The sequence below is a fragment of the Leuconostoc holzapfelii genome (assembly GCF_012396485.1).
GTDB lineage: Bacteria > Bacillota > Bacilli > Lactobacillales > Lactobacillaceae > Leuconostoc > Leuconostoc holzapfelii.
Genome location: NZ_JAAXPO010000003.1, coordinates 110,716 through 126,134 on the forward strand (window position 1 = coordinate 110,716; position 15,419 = coordinate 126,134).

Annotated in this window: 18 protein-coding genes; 16 read left to right on the forward strand and 2 right to left on the reverse strand. The window is 45.3% G+C overall.

The features are described 5' to 3' along the window. Positions 1-61: 61 nt before the first annotated feature. From murI to ruvA, 7 genes are read left to right on the forward strand one after another with little or no spacing between them, the layout of a single operon-like run. The gene (gene murI / locus HF966_RS03435; RefSeq protein ID WP_168676287.1) at positions 62-907 is read left to right on the forward strand and encodes a glutamate racemase; all 846 of its coding nucleotides are present in this window, start codon (positions 62-64) and stop codon (positions 905-907) included. Then, on the forward strand, positions 908-1,522 hold the full coding sequence (gene rdgB, locus HF966_RS03440; RefSeq protein ID WP_168676288.1) for an RdgB/HAM1 family non-canonical purine NTP pyrophosphatase: 615 nt from the start codon (positions 908-910) through the stop codon (positions 1,520-1,522). It begins immediately after the preceding gene. 21 nt (positions 1,523-1,543) lie between these two features. After that, entirely contained in the window at positions 1,544-2,080 is a 537-nt protein-coding gene (locus HF966_RS03445) for a YfcE family phosphodiesterase (protein ID WP_168676468.1), read from the forward strand. Positions 2,081-2,124: 44 nt separating this feature from the next. Further along, a complete protein-coding gene (ruvB, locus tag HF966_RS03450; protein WP_168676289.1) occupies positions 2,125-3,183 on the forward strand; it encodes a Holliday junction branch migration DNA helicase RuvB in 1,059 nt (352 codons plus the stop codon). After that, positions 3,183-4,040, forward strand: coding sequence for a metallophosphoesterase family protein (locus HF966_RS03455; RefSeq protein WP_168676290.1), 858 nt, complete (start codon positions 3,183-3,185; stop codon positions 4,038-4,040). The genes ruvB and HF966_RS03455 overlap by 1 nt, the downstream gene beginning before the upstream one ends. Beyond that, on the forward strand, positions 4,037-5,098 hold the full coding sequence (gene queA, locus HF966_RS03460; protein ID WP_168676292.1) for a tRNA preQ1(34) S-adenosylmethionine ribosyltransferase-isomerase QueA: 1,062 nt from the start codon (positions 4,037-4,039) through the stop codon (positions 5,096-5,098). Before HF966_RS03455 ends, queA begins: the two co-directional genes overlap by 4 nt. 36 nt (positions 5,099-5,134) lie before the next feature. Further along, positions 5,135-5,725, forward strand: coding sequence for a Holliday junction branch migration protein RuvA (ruvA, locus tag HF966_RS03465; RefSeq protein WP_168676294.1), 591 nt, complete (start codon positions 5,135-5,137; stop codon positions 5,723-5,725). A 27-nt stretch (positions 5,726-5,752) separates the two neighbouring features. Here the strand turns inward: ruvA and HF966_RS03470 are convergent, their stop codons facing one another. Together HF966_RS03470 and mscL are read right to left on the reverse strand one after the other, a co-directional pair. Further along, on the reverse strand, positions 5,753-6,385 hold the full coding sequence (locus HF966_RS03470; RefSeq protein ID WP_168676295.1) for a deoxynucleoside kinase: 633 nt from the start codon (positions 6,383-6,385) through the stop codon (positions 5,753-5,755). A gap of 97 nt (positions 6,386-6,482) precedes the next feature. Beyond that, positions 6,483-6,863, reverse strand: coding sequence for a large-conductance mechanosensitive channel protein MscL (gene mscL, locus HF966_RS03475; RefSeq protein ID WP_168676297.1), 381 nt, complete (start codon positions 6,861-6,863; stop codon positions 6,483-6,485). A 226-nt stretch (positions 6,864-7,089) separates the two neighbouring features. On the opposite strand from mscL, the gene HF966_RS03480 reads away from it, so the two are divergent. From HF966_RS03480 to HF966_RS03520, 9 genes are all read left to right on the forward strand, one after another. Further along, positions 7,090-7,281, forward strand: a complete 192-nt coding sequence (locus HF966_RS03480) for a hypothetical protein (protein ID WP_168676299.1) — start codon at positions 7,090-7,092, stop codon at positions 7,279-7,281. Positions 7,282-7,302: 21 nt separating this feature from the next. Continuing rightward, the gene (locus HF966_RS03485) at positions 7,303-7,794 is read left to right on the forward strand and encodes a PH domain-containing protein (protein ID WP_168676301.1); all 492 of its coding nucleotides are present in this window, start codon (positions 7,303-7,305) and stop codon (positions 7,792-7,794) included. Beyond that, positions 7,787-9,250 carry a PH domain-containing protein gene (locus HF966_RS03490; protein ID WP_168676303.1) on the forward strand — a complete coding sequence of 488 codons (1,464 nt, stop codon included), beginning with the start codon at positions 7,787-7,789 and terminating at the stop codon, positions 9,248-9,250. The genes HF966_RS03485 and HF966_RS03490 overlap by 8 nt, the downstream gene beginning before the upstream one ends. 89 nt (positions 9,251-9,339) lie before the next feature. Further along, a complete protein-coding gene (gene rpsP / locus HF966_RS03495) occupies positions 9,340-9,753 on the forward strand; it encodes a 30S ribosomal protein S16 (protein WP_168676305.1) in 414 nt (137 codons plus the stop codon). Positions 9,754-9,884: 131 nt separating this feature from the next. Then, positions 9,885-10,481 carry a 5' nucleotidase, NT5C type gene (locus HF966_RS03500; RefSeq protein WP_168676307.1) on the forward strand — a complete coding sequence of 199 codons (597 nt, stop codon included), beginning with the start codon at positions 9,885-9,887 and terminating at the stop codon, positions 10,479-10,481. Positions 10,482-10,617: 136 nt separating this feature from the next. Then, the gene (locus tag HF966_RS03505) at positions 10,618-11,379 is read left to right on the forward strand and encodes a DeoR/GlpR family DNA-binding transcription regulator (protein ID WP_168676309.1); all 762 of its coding nucleotides are present in this window, start codon (positions 10,618-10,620) and stop codon (positions 11,377-11,379) included. After that, positions 11,379-12,290: a 1-phosphofructokinase gene (gene pfkB, locus HF966_RS03510; protein ID WP_168676311.1), complete on the forward strand. Its 912-nt coding sequence runs from the start codon at positions 11,379-11,381 to the stop codon at positions 12,288-12,290. Before HF966_RS03505 ends, pfkB begins: the two co-directional genes overlap by 1 nt. 16 nt (positions 12,291-12,306) lie before the next feature. Beyond that, the gene (locus tag HF966_RS03515) at positions 12,307-14,220 is read left to right on the forward strand and encodes a PTS fructose transporter subunit IIABC (RefSeq protein WP_168676313.1); all 1,914 of its coding nucleotides are present in this window, start codon (positions 12,307-12,309) and stop codon (positions 14,218-14,220) included. Between the two features lie 127 nt (positions 14,221-14,347). Further along, entirely contained in the window at positions 14,348-15,397 is a 1,050-nt protein-coding gene (locus HF966_RS03520) for an acyltransferase (protein ID WP_168676315.1), read from the forward strand. Positions 15,398-15,419: the final 22 nt, after the last annotated feature.

Sequence of the window (15,419 nt, forward strand, 5' to 3'; positions counted from 1 at the left end):
TATACCAAACTTTGCGGGCGAAAAACTTGCATTCTCTGTTTTTAAGGGCATAATTATAGATATGAATAAAAATAATCCAATTGGTTTTGTTGATTCTGGTGTCGGCGGCCTGACTGTTGTCAAAGCGGCCCAGAACCAGCTACCACATGAACAATTTGTCTTTATTGGCGATACCGCACGCATGCCGTATGGTCCTCGCCCAGCCCAAGAAGTCATTGATTATACCTTTCAAATGGCAGAATTTTTATTGGCTGAAAAACAAATCAAATTACTCGTCATTGCTTGTAATACAGCGACGGCACGTGCTTTGCCGCAATTACAAGCCAAACTCCCTATCCCAGTGATTGGTGTGATCGCACCCGGTGCACGCGCTGCGGCCAATGCCACTAAAAATCGTCAAATCGGTGTGATTGCGACGCAAGGGACAGTGACTTCAGGGGCCTATCAAGCAGCAATTACCGACTTTCGCCCAGATGTTGCCGTCGCCCAACAAGCCGAACCAGAATTTGTACAGATCGTTGAAGCAAATCAAGCTAGTACTCAGGCCACACAGGCATTAGTTGCCAAACATTTGGCACCATTAACAGCGCAAGGTATTGATACATTGGTGCTTGGTTGCACACATTTTCCACTGTTAACGCCCGCTATTCAAGCTGCGGTTGGACCAACCGTCCAGTTAGTGGATGCCGGCCGTGAAACGGTACAGGTAATTATTGAGACATTGACTAACCAGGGCTTGCTGACAGGCGTGACCCATCAGCATGCCAACGATGTCTTTTATACGACAAAAGACCCTGAGACCTTTAGCACGATTGCTACCGCATGGTTGGCGCGCGAAGATGCCTTAGATGTGCGCCATTTAGCGATTGTGGGGGACAAGCATGCACAACATTTGGAGGAAAACTAAATGCCTAGAATTATTTTGGCCAGTAATAACGCCCATAAAATCACCGAATTAGAGGCGATTTTAGCAGCCAGCCACATTGATTTACCTGTGGTACCAATGCGTGCATTAGGTGAGGCAGTACCTGAAATTATTGAAGACGGTGCTACTTTTGAAGCCAATGCGACTAAAAAAGCACTGACCATTGCGTCATTAGCACCGGATGATTTTGTCTTAGCTGATGATTCAGGGTTGTGCATTGATGCGCTAAACGGTGAGCCAGGGGTCTATTCAGCGCGTTATGCCGGCGATCACGATGACGCGGCGAACATTAGCAAAGTGTTAGCTAAATTAGGCACCACTACGCATCGTGATGCACAATTTCATAGTGTCTTGGTGTTAGCTGGCCCGGGACGCCCTAACTTGGTGGCAAAGGGTGAAGTGGCTGGCGTCATCACGATGACCAGACAGGGTGAAGCAGGCTTTGGCTACGACCCCATTTTTTTGGTACCACAATTTAACAAGACATTTGCGGAATTAACTGCTGATGAAAAGAATCAAGTCAGTCATCGGGGCCTTGCGCTTCAAGCACTGGCTAAACAATTGCCAGCTTGGCTGAAAGGGGAATCACACAATTGACAGGATTGTGTGGCGAATATGATGGCAAAATTTTTAATTGTTTCAGATACCCACGGTGATCGTGACATCATTGCTGACATTTTTGATCACTGGCGTGACGCGGTTGATGGGCTATTTTATAATGGGGATTCAGAATTATCAGCCAACGATGACGTCTTTGATGGGGTGTCAACCGTAATTGGAAATATGGATGATGACCCAGAGTTTGTGGCAGCTCGGGCCACAACGCTTGCTGGGGTCACTTTTTTCCAAACCCACGGTCATCTCTATCAAGCAACCCAATTTAACGCATGGGCTAATCTCAAGCTGATGGCAGCGGCAGCACATGATGCCCATGCCCAAGTCGCATTATTCGGGCATACCCATCTTGAAGGTGCTGTGATGTTTGAGGATGTTTTGTTTATCAATCCCGGCTCAATTCGTCTGCCCAAAGGGCCACACGCTGATTTGGGTGGCACTTATGCGGTGCTCACGGTAACGGATCAGGCCTATCAAGTGCGGTTTTATAATCGCGTCCATCAACTTTTGCCACAACTCTCAGTTGACGTCCCGCGATAAAAGGTCGGGTCAATTACGCGATTAAACGTGGTAAAATGATACTTATGGCAAATGCAGATAACCCACAATTTAATCAATGGTATGAAGAAACCACCGATGCGGATCGCTTAATTCGTGATGCTGCCGCTAACCAAGCTGAGCAGCACGATGAATTGTCATTGCGGCCGCAATTTTTGCGTGAATATATCGGGCAAACAGCTTTAAAAGAAGAACTGTCCGTTTATATTGCGGCCGCCAAGCAACGACAAGAAGCTTTAGACCACGTCTTATTGTTTGGCCCACCAGGCTTAGGGAAGACCACCTTGGCCATGATTATCGCCAATGAAATGGGTGTGCATATCAAGACAACTTCGGGTCCAGCCATTGAAAAGCCCGGAGACTTGGTGGCGTTATTAAATGAACTGGAACCCGGTGATATTTTGTTTATTGATGAAATTCATCGCTTACCGACAAACATTGAAGAAATTATGTACTCGGCAATGGAAGATTATTTTGTCGATATTATGGTTGGCCAAGGACCAACTGCACGAGCCGTTCATTTTCCGCTGCCGCCATTTACCTTAATTGGTGCCACGACACGACCTGGGATGTTGTCCAAGCCGCTCCGTGATCGCTTTGGTATTATTAATGCGATGGTATATTATACACCGTCGGAGTTGCAGGAAATCGTTGTACGTTCGTCAGATATTTTCCAAGCACCCATTAAACCCGAAGGGGCCTATGAGGTAGCGTTGCGTTCACGGGGGACGCCACGTATTGCCAACCGACTTTTAAAGCGGGTGCGTGATTTTGCCCAAGTACAAGGAATGGCTGCCATTGATCAGGCGATTGTGACGGTGGCATTAGATAAACTGCGAGTAGATAATCGTGGGCTTGATGAAACGGATCATAAGTTTTTGGGGACCATGATCGCTTACTATAACGGTGGACCAGTGGGCTTGAACACCATTGCGGCCAACATCGGCGAAGAAGCCGAAACGTTAGAATCAATGGTTGAACCTTACTTATTGCAAATTGGCTTTTTGCAGCGCACACCACGTGGCCGAGTGGTAACACCGGCCGCCTATGCCCACTTGAATGAACCTTATCCAGAGGAAAAATAATGGATTTTATCATTTCAGATACCCATTTTAATCATGAAAAAATCTTGTATTTTGACAAGTCAAGAGAAGCATCACTGCAGGCATTGGGCATTTCACCAACTGTTTCAGAGATGAATGCTTATCTTGAGAAGACGTGGAATGAGACGGTATCTGATGCAGATACGGTTTATTTTCTAGGTGATTTGGGGATGTTTCGCAAGAAGCAAGATTTTGTCGCCCAACTGTCGCGGTTGAATGGACAAAAGGTCTTTTTTAAAGGCAATCATGATCATTCGGATCAAATTAAGGCGGCGCTAAAAGCACCGGAAACCCGACTCATCGCTTATGAACCAACGGCCAAAGCGTTGAAAATCAACGGTATTCAAGTGTGGTTGAGCCATTATGCCGTTGATTTGCCCTATCCAATCTTGTCTGTGCATGGGCACATTCATGAGGCGGAATATCAACGCGATGGCATGGTAAATTTGTCACTGGATTCAGCCTTGATGCAAACGCGGCCCTTCGGGCAACCCATTAGCTTTGATGAACTCACGCCGCACTTACAGGCACGCTTAGCAGCCATTGAGACAAGTTATCAAATTGAATCCGAAAACAAGCGCTTTGACCGACAAGTGGAACGAGCCTTTGACGAAACGATTACAATCAATAAACCAACGGCGACCCAGCGGCATGAATTGGCCTTGTTAGTAGCCCATCTCAACGCCAATGGCCTCACGTATGCGTATGTCTTAGAGAAGTTCAATATCCCCAACGAAAACAAAGTATTAACAGCAGCAGAAAAAGAAAAAGTTGCCCAAACCGGTTTTGAATTTGAAAAAACAACCGGTATGAGCGGTAATACAGGTGGAAATAGATGACAGCACAACCTTACCAATTAGCAGATTTTGATTACGATTTGCCCGAATCCTTGATTGCCCAGACGCCCTTAAAGCAACGTGATGCGTCACGGCTTTTGGTGTTAGATGCCGATACGGGCGCGTATGAAGATAAGCATTTTTACGACATTTTAGATTATGTTGAACCCGGGGATGCCATTGTGATGAACAATTCCCGCGTGCTACCCGCACGTTTGCACGGGGCACGGCCAGAAACTGGTGGCCACGCGGAGGTTTTGCTGTTACGCCAAGATCATGGTGATGTCTGGGAAACTTTGGTAAAGCCCGCCAAAAAGTCACCGATTGGCTCAACGATTGTGTTTGGGGATGACATCAACAACCCCATCATGACCGCAACCGTTGTCGGTGAATTGGAACACGGCGGTCGTTACATCGAATTCCACTATGATGGCATTTTCATGGAATTACTCGAAAAGCTGGGGGAAATGCCATTGCCACCATACATTAAAGAAAAGCTTGACGATCAAGAACGCTATCAAACGGTGTATTCAAAGGTTGACGGCTCAGCTGCAGCCCCAACAGCTGGCTTGCACTGGACACCAGAATTATTGGATAAAGTGCGTGCCAAAGGCGTTCAAACCGTTGAATTGACGCTCCATGTCGGTTTAGGGACTTTCCGACCAGTCGAAGAAGAAAATATTGAAGATCACAAGATGCACTCCGAATTCTACCAACTCACACAAGAAGCGGCCGATACGTTGAATGCAGTGCATGCTAACGGTGGGCGGATTATTGCCACCGGTACGACGTCTATTCGGACACTTGAAACGATTGGGTCAAAGTTTGAAGGACATTTGCAAGCTGATTCAGGCTGGACGGATATCTTTATTAAGCCCGGTTATCAGTGGACCACGGTCGATGCGTTCATCACGAACTTCCATTTGCCAAAGTCAACCTTGGTGATGCTGGTGGCCGCCTTTACGGGTCGTGACCATATTTTAAAGGCGTATGAACACGCCGTGGCTGATCAATATCGTTTCTTCAGCTTTGGTGATGCGATGTTTGTCAAGCGCGGCTAAGCGCATGCCGGTGGGCGAATTAGAAGGAGTGGGCGAGTGTACGAATACATCAATGGGTTAATTACTAATATTTATCCAGCATATCTTGTGATTTGCGATCGCAGTGGGGTGGGCTATAAGCTCTATGTGGCCAATCCGTATCGTTTTGAACAAAATGTGGAATCGCACGTTTATATTGAACAAATTGTGCGGGAAAATGAAATCACGTTGTACGGCTTTATTGACGAAAACGAAAAGATTCTATTCAATAAATTGTTAAATGTCTCAGGCATTGGCCCAAAGAGTGCGTTAGCAATCATCGCAAGCGATGACGCGCAAGGGCTGGTTCAGGCGGTAGCAAATGATGATGCCACCTACTTAACGCAGTTCCCAGGTGTTGGGAAGAAGACAGCCCAACAAATTGTATTAGATTTGAAGGGAAAGTTGGATGATTTGGCTGTGTCAGCTGGTTTGACGCCAAGCAATGCGCAGCCAACGACCAACCCAGCCTTGACTGATGCGCTGGCCGCTTTGACGTCACTTGGCTATAGTGCCAAAGAAATTGCCAAGATTGAAACGCAGTTGGCCACAACCCAAGATACGACTGATGGCTACATTCGCGCGGCCTTAAAATTATTAGTCAACTAAAAAAACACTTCCTTGTGAAGTGTTTTTTTAGCGGATTGCTTGTAAAGCGGTTTCGATTTGGTTTAAGATAATGGCTTGGTTTTCAGGCATTTCCAAATCATAAGTTTGTAGGTCAATTTTAAGTTTTGGTGAGGCGTCGTAGGCTTCAAACCAATCACGATAGGCTGACCAAATCCGGAAATAATACTGACGTAATTCATCATTGTCGTCAAATTGTTCGTAATCACGGCCGCGCTTTTTGATACGATACAAGATGGTTTCAAAATCTGTTTCGGCATACACTAACAAGTCGGGTGCCTTTTTTGGCAGTTTCTGCAATTCGGCCATCATGTTGTCGAGTAATTGTGTGTAGACTTCCATTTCAGCATCCGTGATGTTGCCATCTTTGTGATTTTCAGCTGTGAAAAGGGCATCTTCGTAGATTGACCGGTCAAGGACGTTATTATCGTCGGCCAAAGCTTGCTTAATCATGTCAAAGCGACGGTTCAGGAAGTAAATTTGCAATAAGAAACCGTATTGCTTTGGATCCGAATAATATAGTGGCAAGACTGGATTGTCGCCCACAGGTTCGTAAAATGCTTTTGTGCCAAAATGTTCAGCGATCAAGCTCGTTAAGGTCGTTTTACCAACGCCAATCATGCCTGCTGTAATAATCACCATGACAACCTCCAATTATTTAGTAACCTATTAACTATACAAAAAAAACGCCCAAACAACAAGTGACGTTGTCGAGCGTATTGATGACAAAAAACGAACGTTATGCCTTTTTTTGTGCTTCCAAGAGATCGCGAATCTCTGTTAAAATTTCCAATTCAGGGTTCACGACAGCGGCTTCTTCCTTGTTTGAACGGAACAAGCGGTTGACGATCTTAACCAACATAAATACCACGAAAGCAATGATGATGAAGTTGATCACATCATTTAAGAAAGCACCGTATTTAAAGGTCAATTGCTTGGTAATCACCAATTGCAAGTTCTTCAAATCTGATGTCCCACCAGTGAAGAAGCTAATGATTGGCGTAATCAAGTTGTTCGTCAGTGACTTAACCAATGCTGTGAAAGCACCACCGATGATCACGGCGACTGCCAAGTCAAGCACGTTCCCACGCATGATAAATGTCTTAAATTCTGATAACATAGCCTGTTTGTGTGCAAGCCATTATCCAAATGACGCTTGTGCACACATCTCCTTTCTTCCTTATATCATTATTCTACCTGAAGAAAATAATATTACAACAAAAGAAAACTAAATATTTAGAACATAATACGAATGTTATGAGAAGCAATTATTAGAATTCGTGTTTTTTCATGAAAATTACCAGTAGGCATGATAAAATATACGTAATTGTTTAGAGGAGAAAATTATGACAGACAAAGACCAATTGGCAGCCTGGCATGAACAGTTAATTGCCATCATTAAAGACGTTAATACCCCACATACTTTGGGTGGGATTACGAATGAAGCCAACCGCGTACATGACTCACGTTTGGCGCGCCGTGCGCTAGATCATTTGATTGTGTTGAGTGAAGAAATCAACGCTGCGCGACAAAAGTAAGATCAGCAGGGGGGCTGTGATATGATACCAACAAATGCTAAAAGTTTACCGCAGGCGGCCAAGAAAGTGTGGGCCGTCCAAGCGATTTTGGTGATGGGCATAGTGGTGTTGGCTGATATTTGCATGAATAGTTTATTTCAATCACATTGGTCTCATGCCGTTATGACGGCGATCAATGTGATTTTTTGTGCCATTTTGGCACTGGCTATAGGCCGTCTGCTATGCATTCCATACTACTATCGTTACCATAAGTATCTCTTGACACCGGATGCCGTCACCATTTACCGTGGGTTTTTCTTACGAAAAACGGAAACCATGCCAGTGAATCGGATTCAAAATGTGGATACCGAGCAAGGGCCAATTCTACAATACTTTCATTTACAAAATGTCGTGATTGTCACCGCTGCGCATAACTTTAAAATTGAAACCATTTCTGAAGATGTCGCGCAAACACTTCGTGACCAATTAATTGCGGCGGCAAGGCAAGCGCGCGAGGTTGACGCTGATGACTAAACCCATGCGCCAGTCAAAATTTGCCGTGTTTGCGATGGTTGGGCAGACAGTGAAGGAGCTATTTTTGCCGTTTATATTTTTTGCTATGCAGGGCGATCATACTTTCAGTCGAAAGTTATGGTGGCTGGCCGGCTTTCTGTTGGTCTCCTTTATTTTTGGTGTGCTGAGGTGGTTTTTCTTTACCTATGACTTGAACGCACACGAAATTACTGTCAATCAGGGGGTTTTTGTGAAGCGTCATGCGCATGTGCCATTTGAACGCATTCAAACACTCACAAAGACCCAACCTGTGCTGTTTCAACCGTTTGGCGTTTACCAAGTGCGGCTGGAAACCTCTGGAGAAAAAGATGACCAATTAACTTTTAATGCCTTGACGCCGGCGCAAATTGATACGATTGCCCGCTACCGACAAGCCGCACAAACCAAAGTTAGCGAAACGTTGATTGATACTAAGCAACCGCAAGTGCGTGCCACTTACCATATTAATCAACAAGAACTGGTGCGCTATGCCTTGACATCTTTTGGCAGTCTGGGGATTATGGGGGTGATTTTCACCATATTATCTGAAGTGAGCAATCATCTGCCTCAGCATGTGATGATGGGCTTGGATGGTTGGCTACGTGGCGGGAGTGTGATGTTTTATGCCACACTAGCCGCCGGGGTTATCTTGGTTGGTATGGGTGTTGCCTTTATTAAAATTTATAATCAATATTATGGTTTCACGTTAACGCGCGTGGGGCAACACTTGGCGATTGCCCGCGGTTTGTTCACAAAGCACACCATGCAATTACGGACGACACGCGTACAAGCTGTCCAGTTGGAACAGTCGTTGTTACGGCGGGCGTTGCATTTACAGACCGTGAGTGTCCTCTTGGCTTCAGCAAATCAATCAGAAAAAAATGACACGCATCAAAACGTTCTCATGCCCGTTGTCCAATCTGGTCAAGTGGCCGAAGTTATTCAGCCTTTCTTACCAACGTTACAGATACCGACATTAAAGCGGGCGGCGACAGTGCGACATGCGCTGCGCTATCAAATGCAATATGCAGTGATGTGGGCCTTGGGGATGTTTGGTTTGTTGTTGATTGCAAACTGGCTGATGGCTACCTATTTACATTTTGCTGCTGGATTTGTGTGGCTGGTTGGCTTAGCCGGCAGTCTGGTGGTGATTTGGAGTATATCGGGTTGGCTATGTATCACGGATCAGCGCTTGACGATCGCTGATGATATGCTGGCAATTCAGATAACGCCTTGGTTTACCAAGCGCCAATATTATGTTCGTCGCGATAAAATCCAAGGGGTACGGGCGACACAAAGTCTCTTTATGGCACGCCACCAAGCCCAGCACTTACAGGTCGTGGTGCGGCACGGCGACAGTGCCACATATATCAAGTTGCGCTACTTGCAAGCTGATGTCGTAGCCCAAGTGAATCGTTGGTTAATTGATGTCAAGTAAAAACACTTGACATGGCTGGTGAATCGTGGCATACTAGATAAGTAAATTAAAGTGCAAAAAGCACATAAGAAATTTGGAGGACATTACATATGTCAGTTAAGATCCGTTTGAAGCGCATGGGTGCCAAGAAGCGTCCTTTCTACCGTGTTGTTATCGCTGATTCACGTTCACCTCGTGATGGCCGTTTCATCGAAACAGTGGGTACATACAACCCAATCTCACAACCAGCAGAAATCAAGTTGGATGAAGCAAAGATTTTGACATGGTTGAGCAATGGTGCACAACCATCAGATACTGTTCGCAACTTGTTGAGCAACGCTGGTATTTTGGCAAAGCATGCCGAAGCTAAGTCAGGTAAGAAGTCAGCTTCTGAAAAGCCTGCTGCTGCATCAGCAAAGCCAACTGAAAAGAACACTGTTGCCGAAATCAAGGCTTACTTGGATGCCCAAGGCACAGAATATGCTTCATCAGCTAAGAAGGCTGATTTGTTGGCATTGGTATAAACCATATCTTTTAAACCGCAACTGAGGTTGCGGTTTTTTTGTGCTTTGCATCCGATGATAAATCCGCTATAATGAAACTGTCCAAAGTTGGGAGCGCTTTCTTTAACTTTGATGATAATGGAGACTGTCACATGGGAACAAAACCAAAGCTGTTTTTAGATATGGATAATGTATTAGTCGATACGTTGCCGATATTAAATACGATTGATACTCGCCAGCTACAAGTCGATAAGCCTGACCAAATTCCAGGTGTTTTTCGTCATTTACCACCGATGCCAGGTGCCGTTCAAGCCATCACTGATTTGGCAGCAGACTATGAATTACACATTCTATCGACCGCACCTTGGCAAAATCCGAGTGCATGGCAGGATAAACTGTTGTGGCTGGCAGAATATTTTGGTGATGGGGTGGATAGCCCGTTTTATAAGCGGGTCACTTTAACGCACGACAAGGGTTTGGTGCATGCTGGGGGTGGTCTTTTGATTGATGATCGACCATATCATGGCGCAAGCCAATGGCTTGATGACCAGACGGATAGCCTCTGGTTACAATATGGCCATGATCCGCGTTTGGTGTGGACTGGCGAACTAGTGCCTTATTTAAAGAACGTGGCGCACATTTTTGAGACAACGAATCAACTCCGTCAGAGTGCCGAACAAGTTGCCGCAACTGCAACATATGAATTGCACGGCGCAACTGACCAATTTGAAAAAGCCCATTGGGAATAAATGCAAGCAATCACTTTGGTGATTGCTTTTTATTTGGTGTCATGTGAACGAAAGTGATATAAAAAGGTTGCAAAAAATTGCAAAAGCGGTTATGATTAGCGCATAAGAAAGCGCTTACATTTTGTGAGGACAAGATATGATTGTCGAAGAAAGAAAGCAACGGCTACTCGAAATTATTCAAAAAAGACAGTTTGTTTCCCTGCAAGACTTAAAACGTGCAACGCAAACCTCCATATCAACGGTTCGACGGGATTTGGTGGCTTTAGCAGCACAAGGGATGGTGCGACGCGTGCATGGCGGGGTTGAATTCATAGTCCGTGATCGGGATCAGCTGACGGTGAAAGAACGACGAACGATTTATCAAGCAGATAAGCAAGCGATTGCTAAGCGCGCAGCGGCCCAACTTCAGGGCGGTGAAATGATTTTTTTAGATGCTGGGACAACGACCGGCGAACTCATTGCCTATTTGGCTGGCATCAAGCCGGCGGTGACCGTGGTGACGAATTCAGTCCATCATGCCGCGCAGTTATCGGATTTGATGATTCCGGTCATGATTATTGGCGGTCAGGTGAAACAAACCACCGATGCCGTGATTGGGGCCGCGGCGGTTAACCAGATTAATCACCTTGTTTTTCAAACCAGTTTTATCGGGGCGGATAGTCTATCCGTTGAATTTGGCTTGACCACCCCTGATTTGGAAGAAGCGGTGATTAAGCAAGCCGTTGTCGTTCGGTCAAAAACAAGTTACGTGTTAGCTGATGCAAGCAAGTTGGCAACGGCTTCGTTTGCCAAAGCTGTTGATTTGTCGCAAGTGACGTTGATAACGACACGCTTGACTGCTGCACAAAGCCAGTCATTACGTGCTGTCATGCCAGTCATTGAAGCAGAGGAGAACTAATGATCTATACCGTCACATTAAATCCATCGCTGGACTATATTACCCGTGTCCCTGAACTAAGCTTAGGTGAAACCAATCGCGCCACGTCACAACAATTATTTCCCGGCGGGAAGGGGATTAACGTCAGTCGGCTCCTTAGTCATTTAGGCATTGAAAATACAGCCTTGGGCTTTCTAGGTGGTTTTACTGGGACGCACTTGCAAGCCACCTTAAACGAGCCGCATCTCCGGCAAGATTTTACCGCAATTGCCGGCGAGACGCGCATTAATCTCAAAATTAAAGCGCAAGTGGAGACAGAGATTAACGCCACTGGGCCAGCCATTACGACTGACGAGTTAACGATTTTTCTCCAGCAGTTTGCACAATTGACCGCTGATGATTTAGTGATTTTATCAGGAAGTATCCCTAAAAGCCTCGACCACGACATTTACCAACAAATTATTGGTCAAATTACCGCGCAGCAAGCACGCTTTGTGATTGATACGACGGGAGAACAATTGCAAGCAGCCCTGCAGAAGCAGCCGTTACTCGTCAAACCCAACCGCCAAGAACTGGCCCAGTTGTACCAAGTGCCGCTAACGACGCGCGCCTCAATTCAAAAGTGGGGGCATCATTTATTAGCTGCCGGGGCGCAACACGCCATCGTTTCCCTTGCGGGAGCTGGTGCGGTGTTACTCACCCCAACCGGCGATTACTTTGCCGCCCCCGTGGCCGGGCAGGTGAAAAATTCAACTGGGGCGGGGGATTCGATGATTGCCGGGTTTGTCGGTACTTGGTTAGCGTCAGGCGATGTGGTTGAAAGTTTTAAGGTCGCCGTTGCAAGTGGGACGGCCACAGCATTTAGTGAAGATATTGCCACAAAGGCAATGATTGAAACCATTTATGAACAAGTTCGTGTTACAACAATATGATATGTGAGGAAACATCATGAAAATCAGCGAATTGTTACGTCCTGACGTGATGGTTTTGGATCTCCAAGCCACCACCAAGCAAGCAGCCTTTGAGGAAATGATTGACCGCCTATATGCTGCGGGTTGCATTTCCGATCGAGCGGCATTTATGCAAGGTATCCTAGCGCGTGAAGCGCAGACGACCACTGGATTAGGGGATGGCATTGCCATGCCACATGCAAAAAATAGCGCTGTCAAGTTACCAACTGTCGCGTTTGCGCGCTCGACCCAAGGGGTTGCGTATGACGCGATGGATGGGCAACCGGTGCACTTGTTATTTATGATTGCCGTGCCTGCTGATGCGAATAATACCCATCTTGAAGCGCTGGCCAGTCTCTCTCGTTACTTGCTGCAAGATGGCTTTATGGCAAAGTTGCAAGCTGCTGCCACACCAGACGACGTGGTGAAGTTGTTTACCACTCAGGAGATGGTGCATGGTCATGTGACCGTTGATGATGATGCGCCATTTTTGGTGGCAGTTACTGCTTGTACCACGGGCATCGCCCACACGTATATGGCCGAAGAAGCGTTGAAAAAGCAAGCCGAGCAACGCGGTGTCCGCATCAAAGTGGAGACGAACGGGGCGAGTGGCGTGGGGAACCGGTTAAGTGATGCCGATATTGCGGCCGCCCAAGGCGTGATTATCGCTGCGGATAAAAATGTGGCGATGGCGCGTTTTGATGGCAAGCCATTAATTAATCGGCCCGTGGCTGATGGCATACGTCAACCAGATGCACTGATTTCGTTGGCTTTAGATTCCCAGGCGCCAATCTATCATAGCGACGAGCCAGCCCAAAGCACAGCGGAAACACCAAAGTCTGTCGGAAAAGCTTTTTATCGCCATTTGATGAGTGGTGTGTCAAGCATGTTACCCTTTGTGATTGGTGGCGGAATTGCCATTGCCTTTGCCTTCTTGATTGACCAAAGTTTAGGCGTGCCAAAGGATATGTTATCAAGTCTGGGAACGTATCATCCCATCGCTGCCTTCTTCAAGCAAATTGGTGGCGCTGCCTTTGGCTTCATGTTGCCAGTTCTGGCTGGTTATATCGCCTTTTCAATCGCTGAAAAGCCTGGGTTAGTGGCTGGTTTTGTCGCCGGTGCGTTAGCGGCCAATGGGTATAACTTCTACAATGTGGGCTTAGATGCGAAGCATTTGCCCATTCCATCAGGCTTTTTAGGGGCCTTGGTTGGTGGTTTCCTAGCGGGTGGTATCATGCTGCTCCTCAAGAAGCTCTTTAATGGCTTACCTAAGTCGCTGGATGGCATTAAGTCAATTTTGTTCTATCCTTTGTTGGGCGTGTTGCTGACGGGCTTTGCGATGTTGTTTATCAACATTCCCATGTCAGATATTAATTCTGGTCTGAACCACTTCTTGTCGAGCTTGAGTGGCACCAACGCCGTCTTACTGGGCATCATTTTAGGTGGGATGATGGCGGTTGATATGGGTGGCCCAATCAATAAAGCCGCTTATGTCTTTGGGACTGGCACGTTGGCTGCGACGGTAGCAAGTGGTGGGTCAAACATTATGGCGGCCGTGATGGCAGGTGGCATGGTACCACCACTAGCGGTCTTTGTCGCCACGCTTTTGTTCAAGCACAAGTTCGACCAACAAGAACGCCAAGCAGGGTTAACCAACATTGTCATGGGCTTGTCCTTTATTACGGAAGGTGCCATTCCTTTTGCCGCTGCGGACCCAGCGCGTGCCATCCCAAGCTTCATGGTGGGATCAGCAGTGGCAGGTGGTTTGGTGGGGTTGACTGGTATCAAGTTGCTGGCGCCTCACGGGGGCATCTTCGTGATTGCCTTGACGAGTTCGCCTTTATTGTACCTGCTCTTTATTGCCATTGGCGCCGTGATTTCTGGGGTGATCTTTGGTTTGTTGAAGAAATAATTTGACTAACGGGATATCTAAAGAGATGATTTTGAAAATCAAAATCATCTCTTTTCGTTTGGAGTTAGATAAGATTGAATTAGTTTATATGGTATAGTTTAAATATCAAATTTTAGGAGTATTTATAATGAGGAGAATTTATGGTGTAGATATTGCACGTATAATGGCAATGTTTATGGTGGTTGTAGTCCATAATCTTAATCAAGGTGGTGTTTTGAAAAACACCACCACAACGATTGGCTTTCTTTCAGCAAATGAGTTATTTAATTTAGTAATAGTTGCGGTTAATATTTTCGCATTGATTACAGGTTTTGTTTATTCAGGAAAAGGGATTAGACTTAATCGGATTTTAGGCCTTTATTTTGAGGTACTGTTTTTATCGATATCCTCTCTTGCAATATATACCATATTTTTTGGGGTACCCAAAAATATAGATATTGCAAAGTCAATATTACCGCTGTTAAGTGGGGAATACTGGTATTTTAATGCATATGTTGGTTTTGTTATCGTTGAACCATTATTGCGATATGGCATAAATAAATTGAGCAGAACTACTTTATTGCGTATCGTTGTTATCATGCTGCTTTTTTCTGGTACTGTGGGATTCACAGATAGTCGAATTTTACAAGTGGGATACTCAACTGAATGGCTTATCACACTTTTTGTTGCAGGCGTTGTGATAAAAAAATATTCTACCGAAATTGCAAAAATAAATAACAGTATATTAATTATTATTGTTGTTGGAATGTCACTTGTGAGTTTACTTGCAGAATTTGTACTGCGAGCCCATGTACTACGTATAGCATCGTATACATCGCCTATAGTCATCGTGCAGTCTTTAGCAATTTTCATACTTTTCACGAGAATTGAAGTAAAGAATCCGATATTCCAAAAGATACTCTTATTTTTGTCGCCGCTTTCGTTTGGCGTTTATATTCTTGACACCTCAATTTTCTTTTACGGCTACATCTTAAAAGATTTATTTAAAGATATAACTCGTAATTTTCCTATAGTGGTAACATTATTAATTGTGATTTTGAGTTCTGTTATGTTTTTTGCATGTTTTATGGTTATTAACTACATACGTGTTAAAATATTTGAATTGTTGAAAGTAAATGATTTCATTCTTATGATTACTAACTTCATGAATAGGAAAGTGATAAAAAGCAAATTATAAGTAAATTTAACCCTAAGCACGC

What these genes read in the sequence shown, in the direction of transcription:
- murI (WP_168676287.1), top strand. Translation starts at nt 62, where the DNA reads ATGAATAAAAATAATCCAATTGGTTTTGTTGATTCTGGTGTCGGCGGC.
- rdgB (WP_168676288.1), top strand. Translation starts at nt 908, where the DNA reads ATGCCTAGAATTATTTTGGCCAGTAATAACGCCCATAAAATCACCGAA.
- HF966_RS03445 (WP_168676468.1), top strand. Translation starts at nt 1,544, where the DNA reads ATGGCAAAATTTTTAATTGTTTCAGATACCCACGGTGATCGTGACATC.
- ruvB (WP_168676289.1), top strand. Translation starts at nt 2,125, where the DNA reads ATGGCAAATGCAGATAACCCACAATTTAATCAATGGTATGAAGAAACC.
- HF966_RS03455 (WP_168676290.1), top strand. Translation starts at nt 3,183, where the DNA reads ATGGATTTTATCATTTCAGATACCCATTTTAATCATGAAAAAATCTTG.
- queA (WP_168676292.1), top strand. Translation starts at nt 4,037, where the DNA reads ATGACAGCACAACCTTACCAATTAGCAGATTTTGATTACGATTTGCCC.
- HF966_RS03470 (WP_168676295.1), bottom strand. Translation starts at nt 6,385, where the DNA reads ATGGTGATTATTACAGCAGGCATGATTGGCGTTGGTAAAACGACCTTA.
- mscL (WP_168676297.1), bottom strand. Translation starts at nt 6,863, where the DNA reads ATGTTATCAGAATTTAAGACATTTATCATGCGTGGGAACGTGCTTGAC.
- HF966_RS03480 (WP_168676299.1), top strand. Translation starts at nt 7,090, where the DNA reads ATGACAGACAAAGACCAATTGGCAGCCTGGCATGAACAGTTAATTGCC.
- HF966_RS03485 (WP_168676301.1), top strand. Translation starts at nt 7,303, where the DNA reads ATGATACCAACAAATGCTAAAAGTTTACCGCAGGCGGCCAAGAAAGTG.
- HF966_RS03490 (WP_168676303.1), top strand. Translation starts at nt 7,787, where the DNA reads ATGACTAAACCCATGCGCCAGTCAAAATTTGCCGTGTTTGCGATGGTT.
- rpsP (WP_168676305.1), top strand. Translation starts at nt 9,340, where the DNA reads ATGTCAGTTAAGATCCGTTTGAAGCGCATGGGTGCCAAGAAGCGTCCT.
- HF966_RS03500 (WP_168676307.1), top strand. Translation starts at nt 9,885, where the DNA reads ATGGGAACAAAACCAAAGCTGTTTTTAGATATGGATAATGTATTAGTC.
- HF966_RS03505 (WP_168676309.1), top strand. Translation starts at nt 10,618, where the DNA reads ATGATTGTCGAAGAAAGAAAGCAACGGCTACTCGAAATTATTCAAAAA.
- pfkB (WP_168676311.1), top strand. Translation starts at nt 11,379, where the DNA reads ATGATCTATACCGTCACATTAAATCCATCGCTGGACTATATTACCCGT.
- HF966_RS03515 (WP_168676313.1), top strand. Translation starts at nt 12,307, where the DNA reads ATGAAAATCAGCGAATTGTTACGTCCTGACGTGATGGTTTTGGATCTC.
- HF966_RS03520 (WP_168676315.1), top strand. Translation starts at nt 14,348, where the DNA reads ATGAGGAGAATTTATGGTGTAGATATTGCACGTATAATGGCAATGTTT.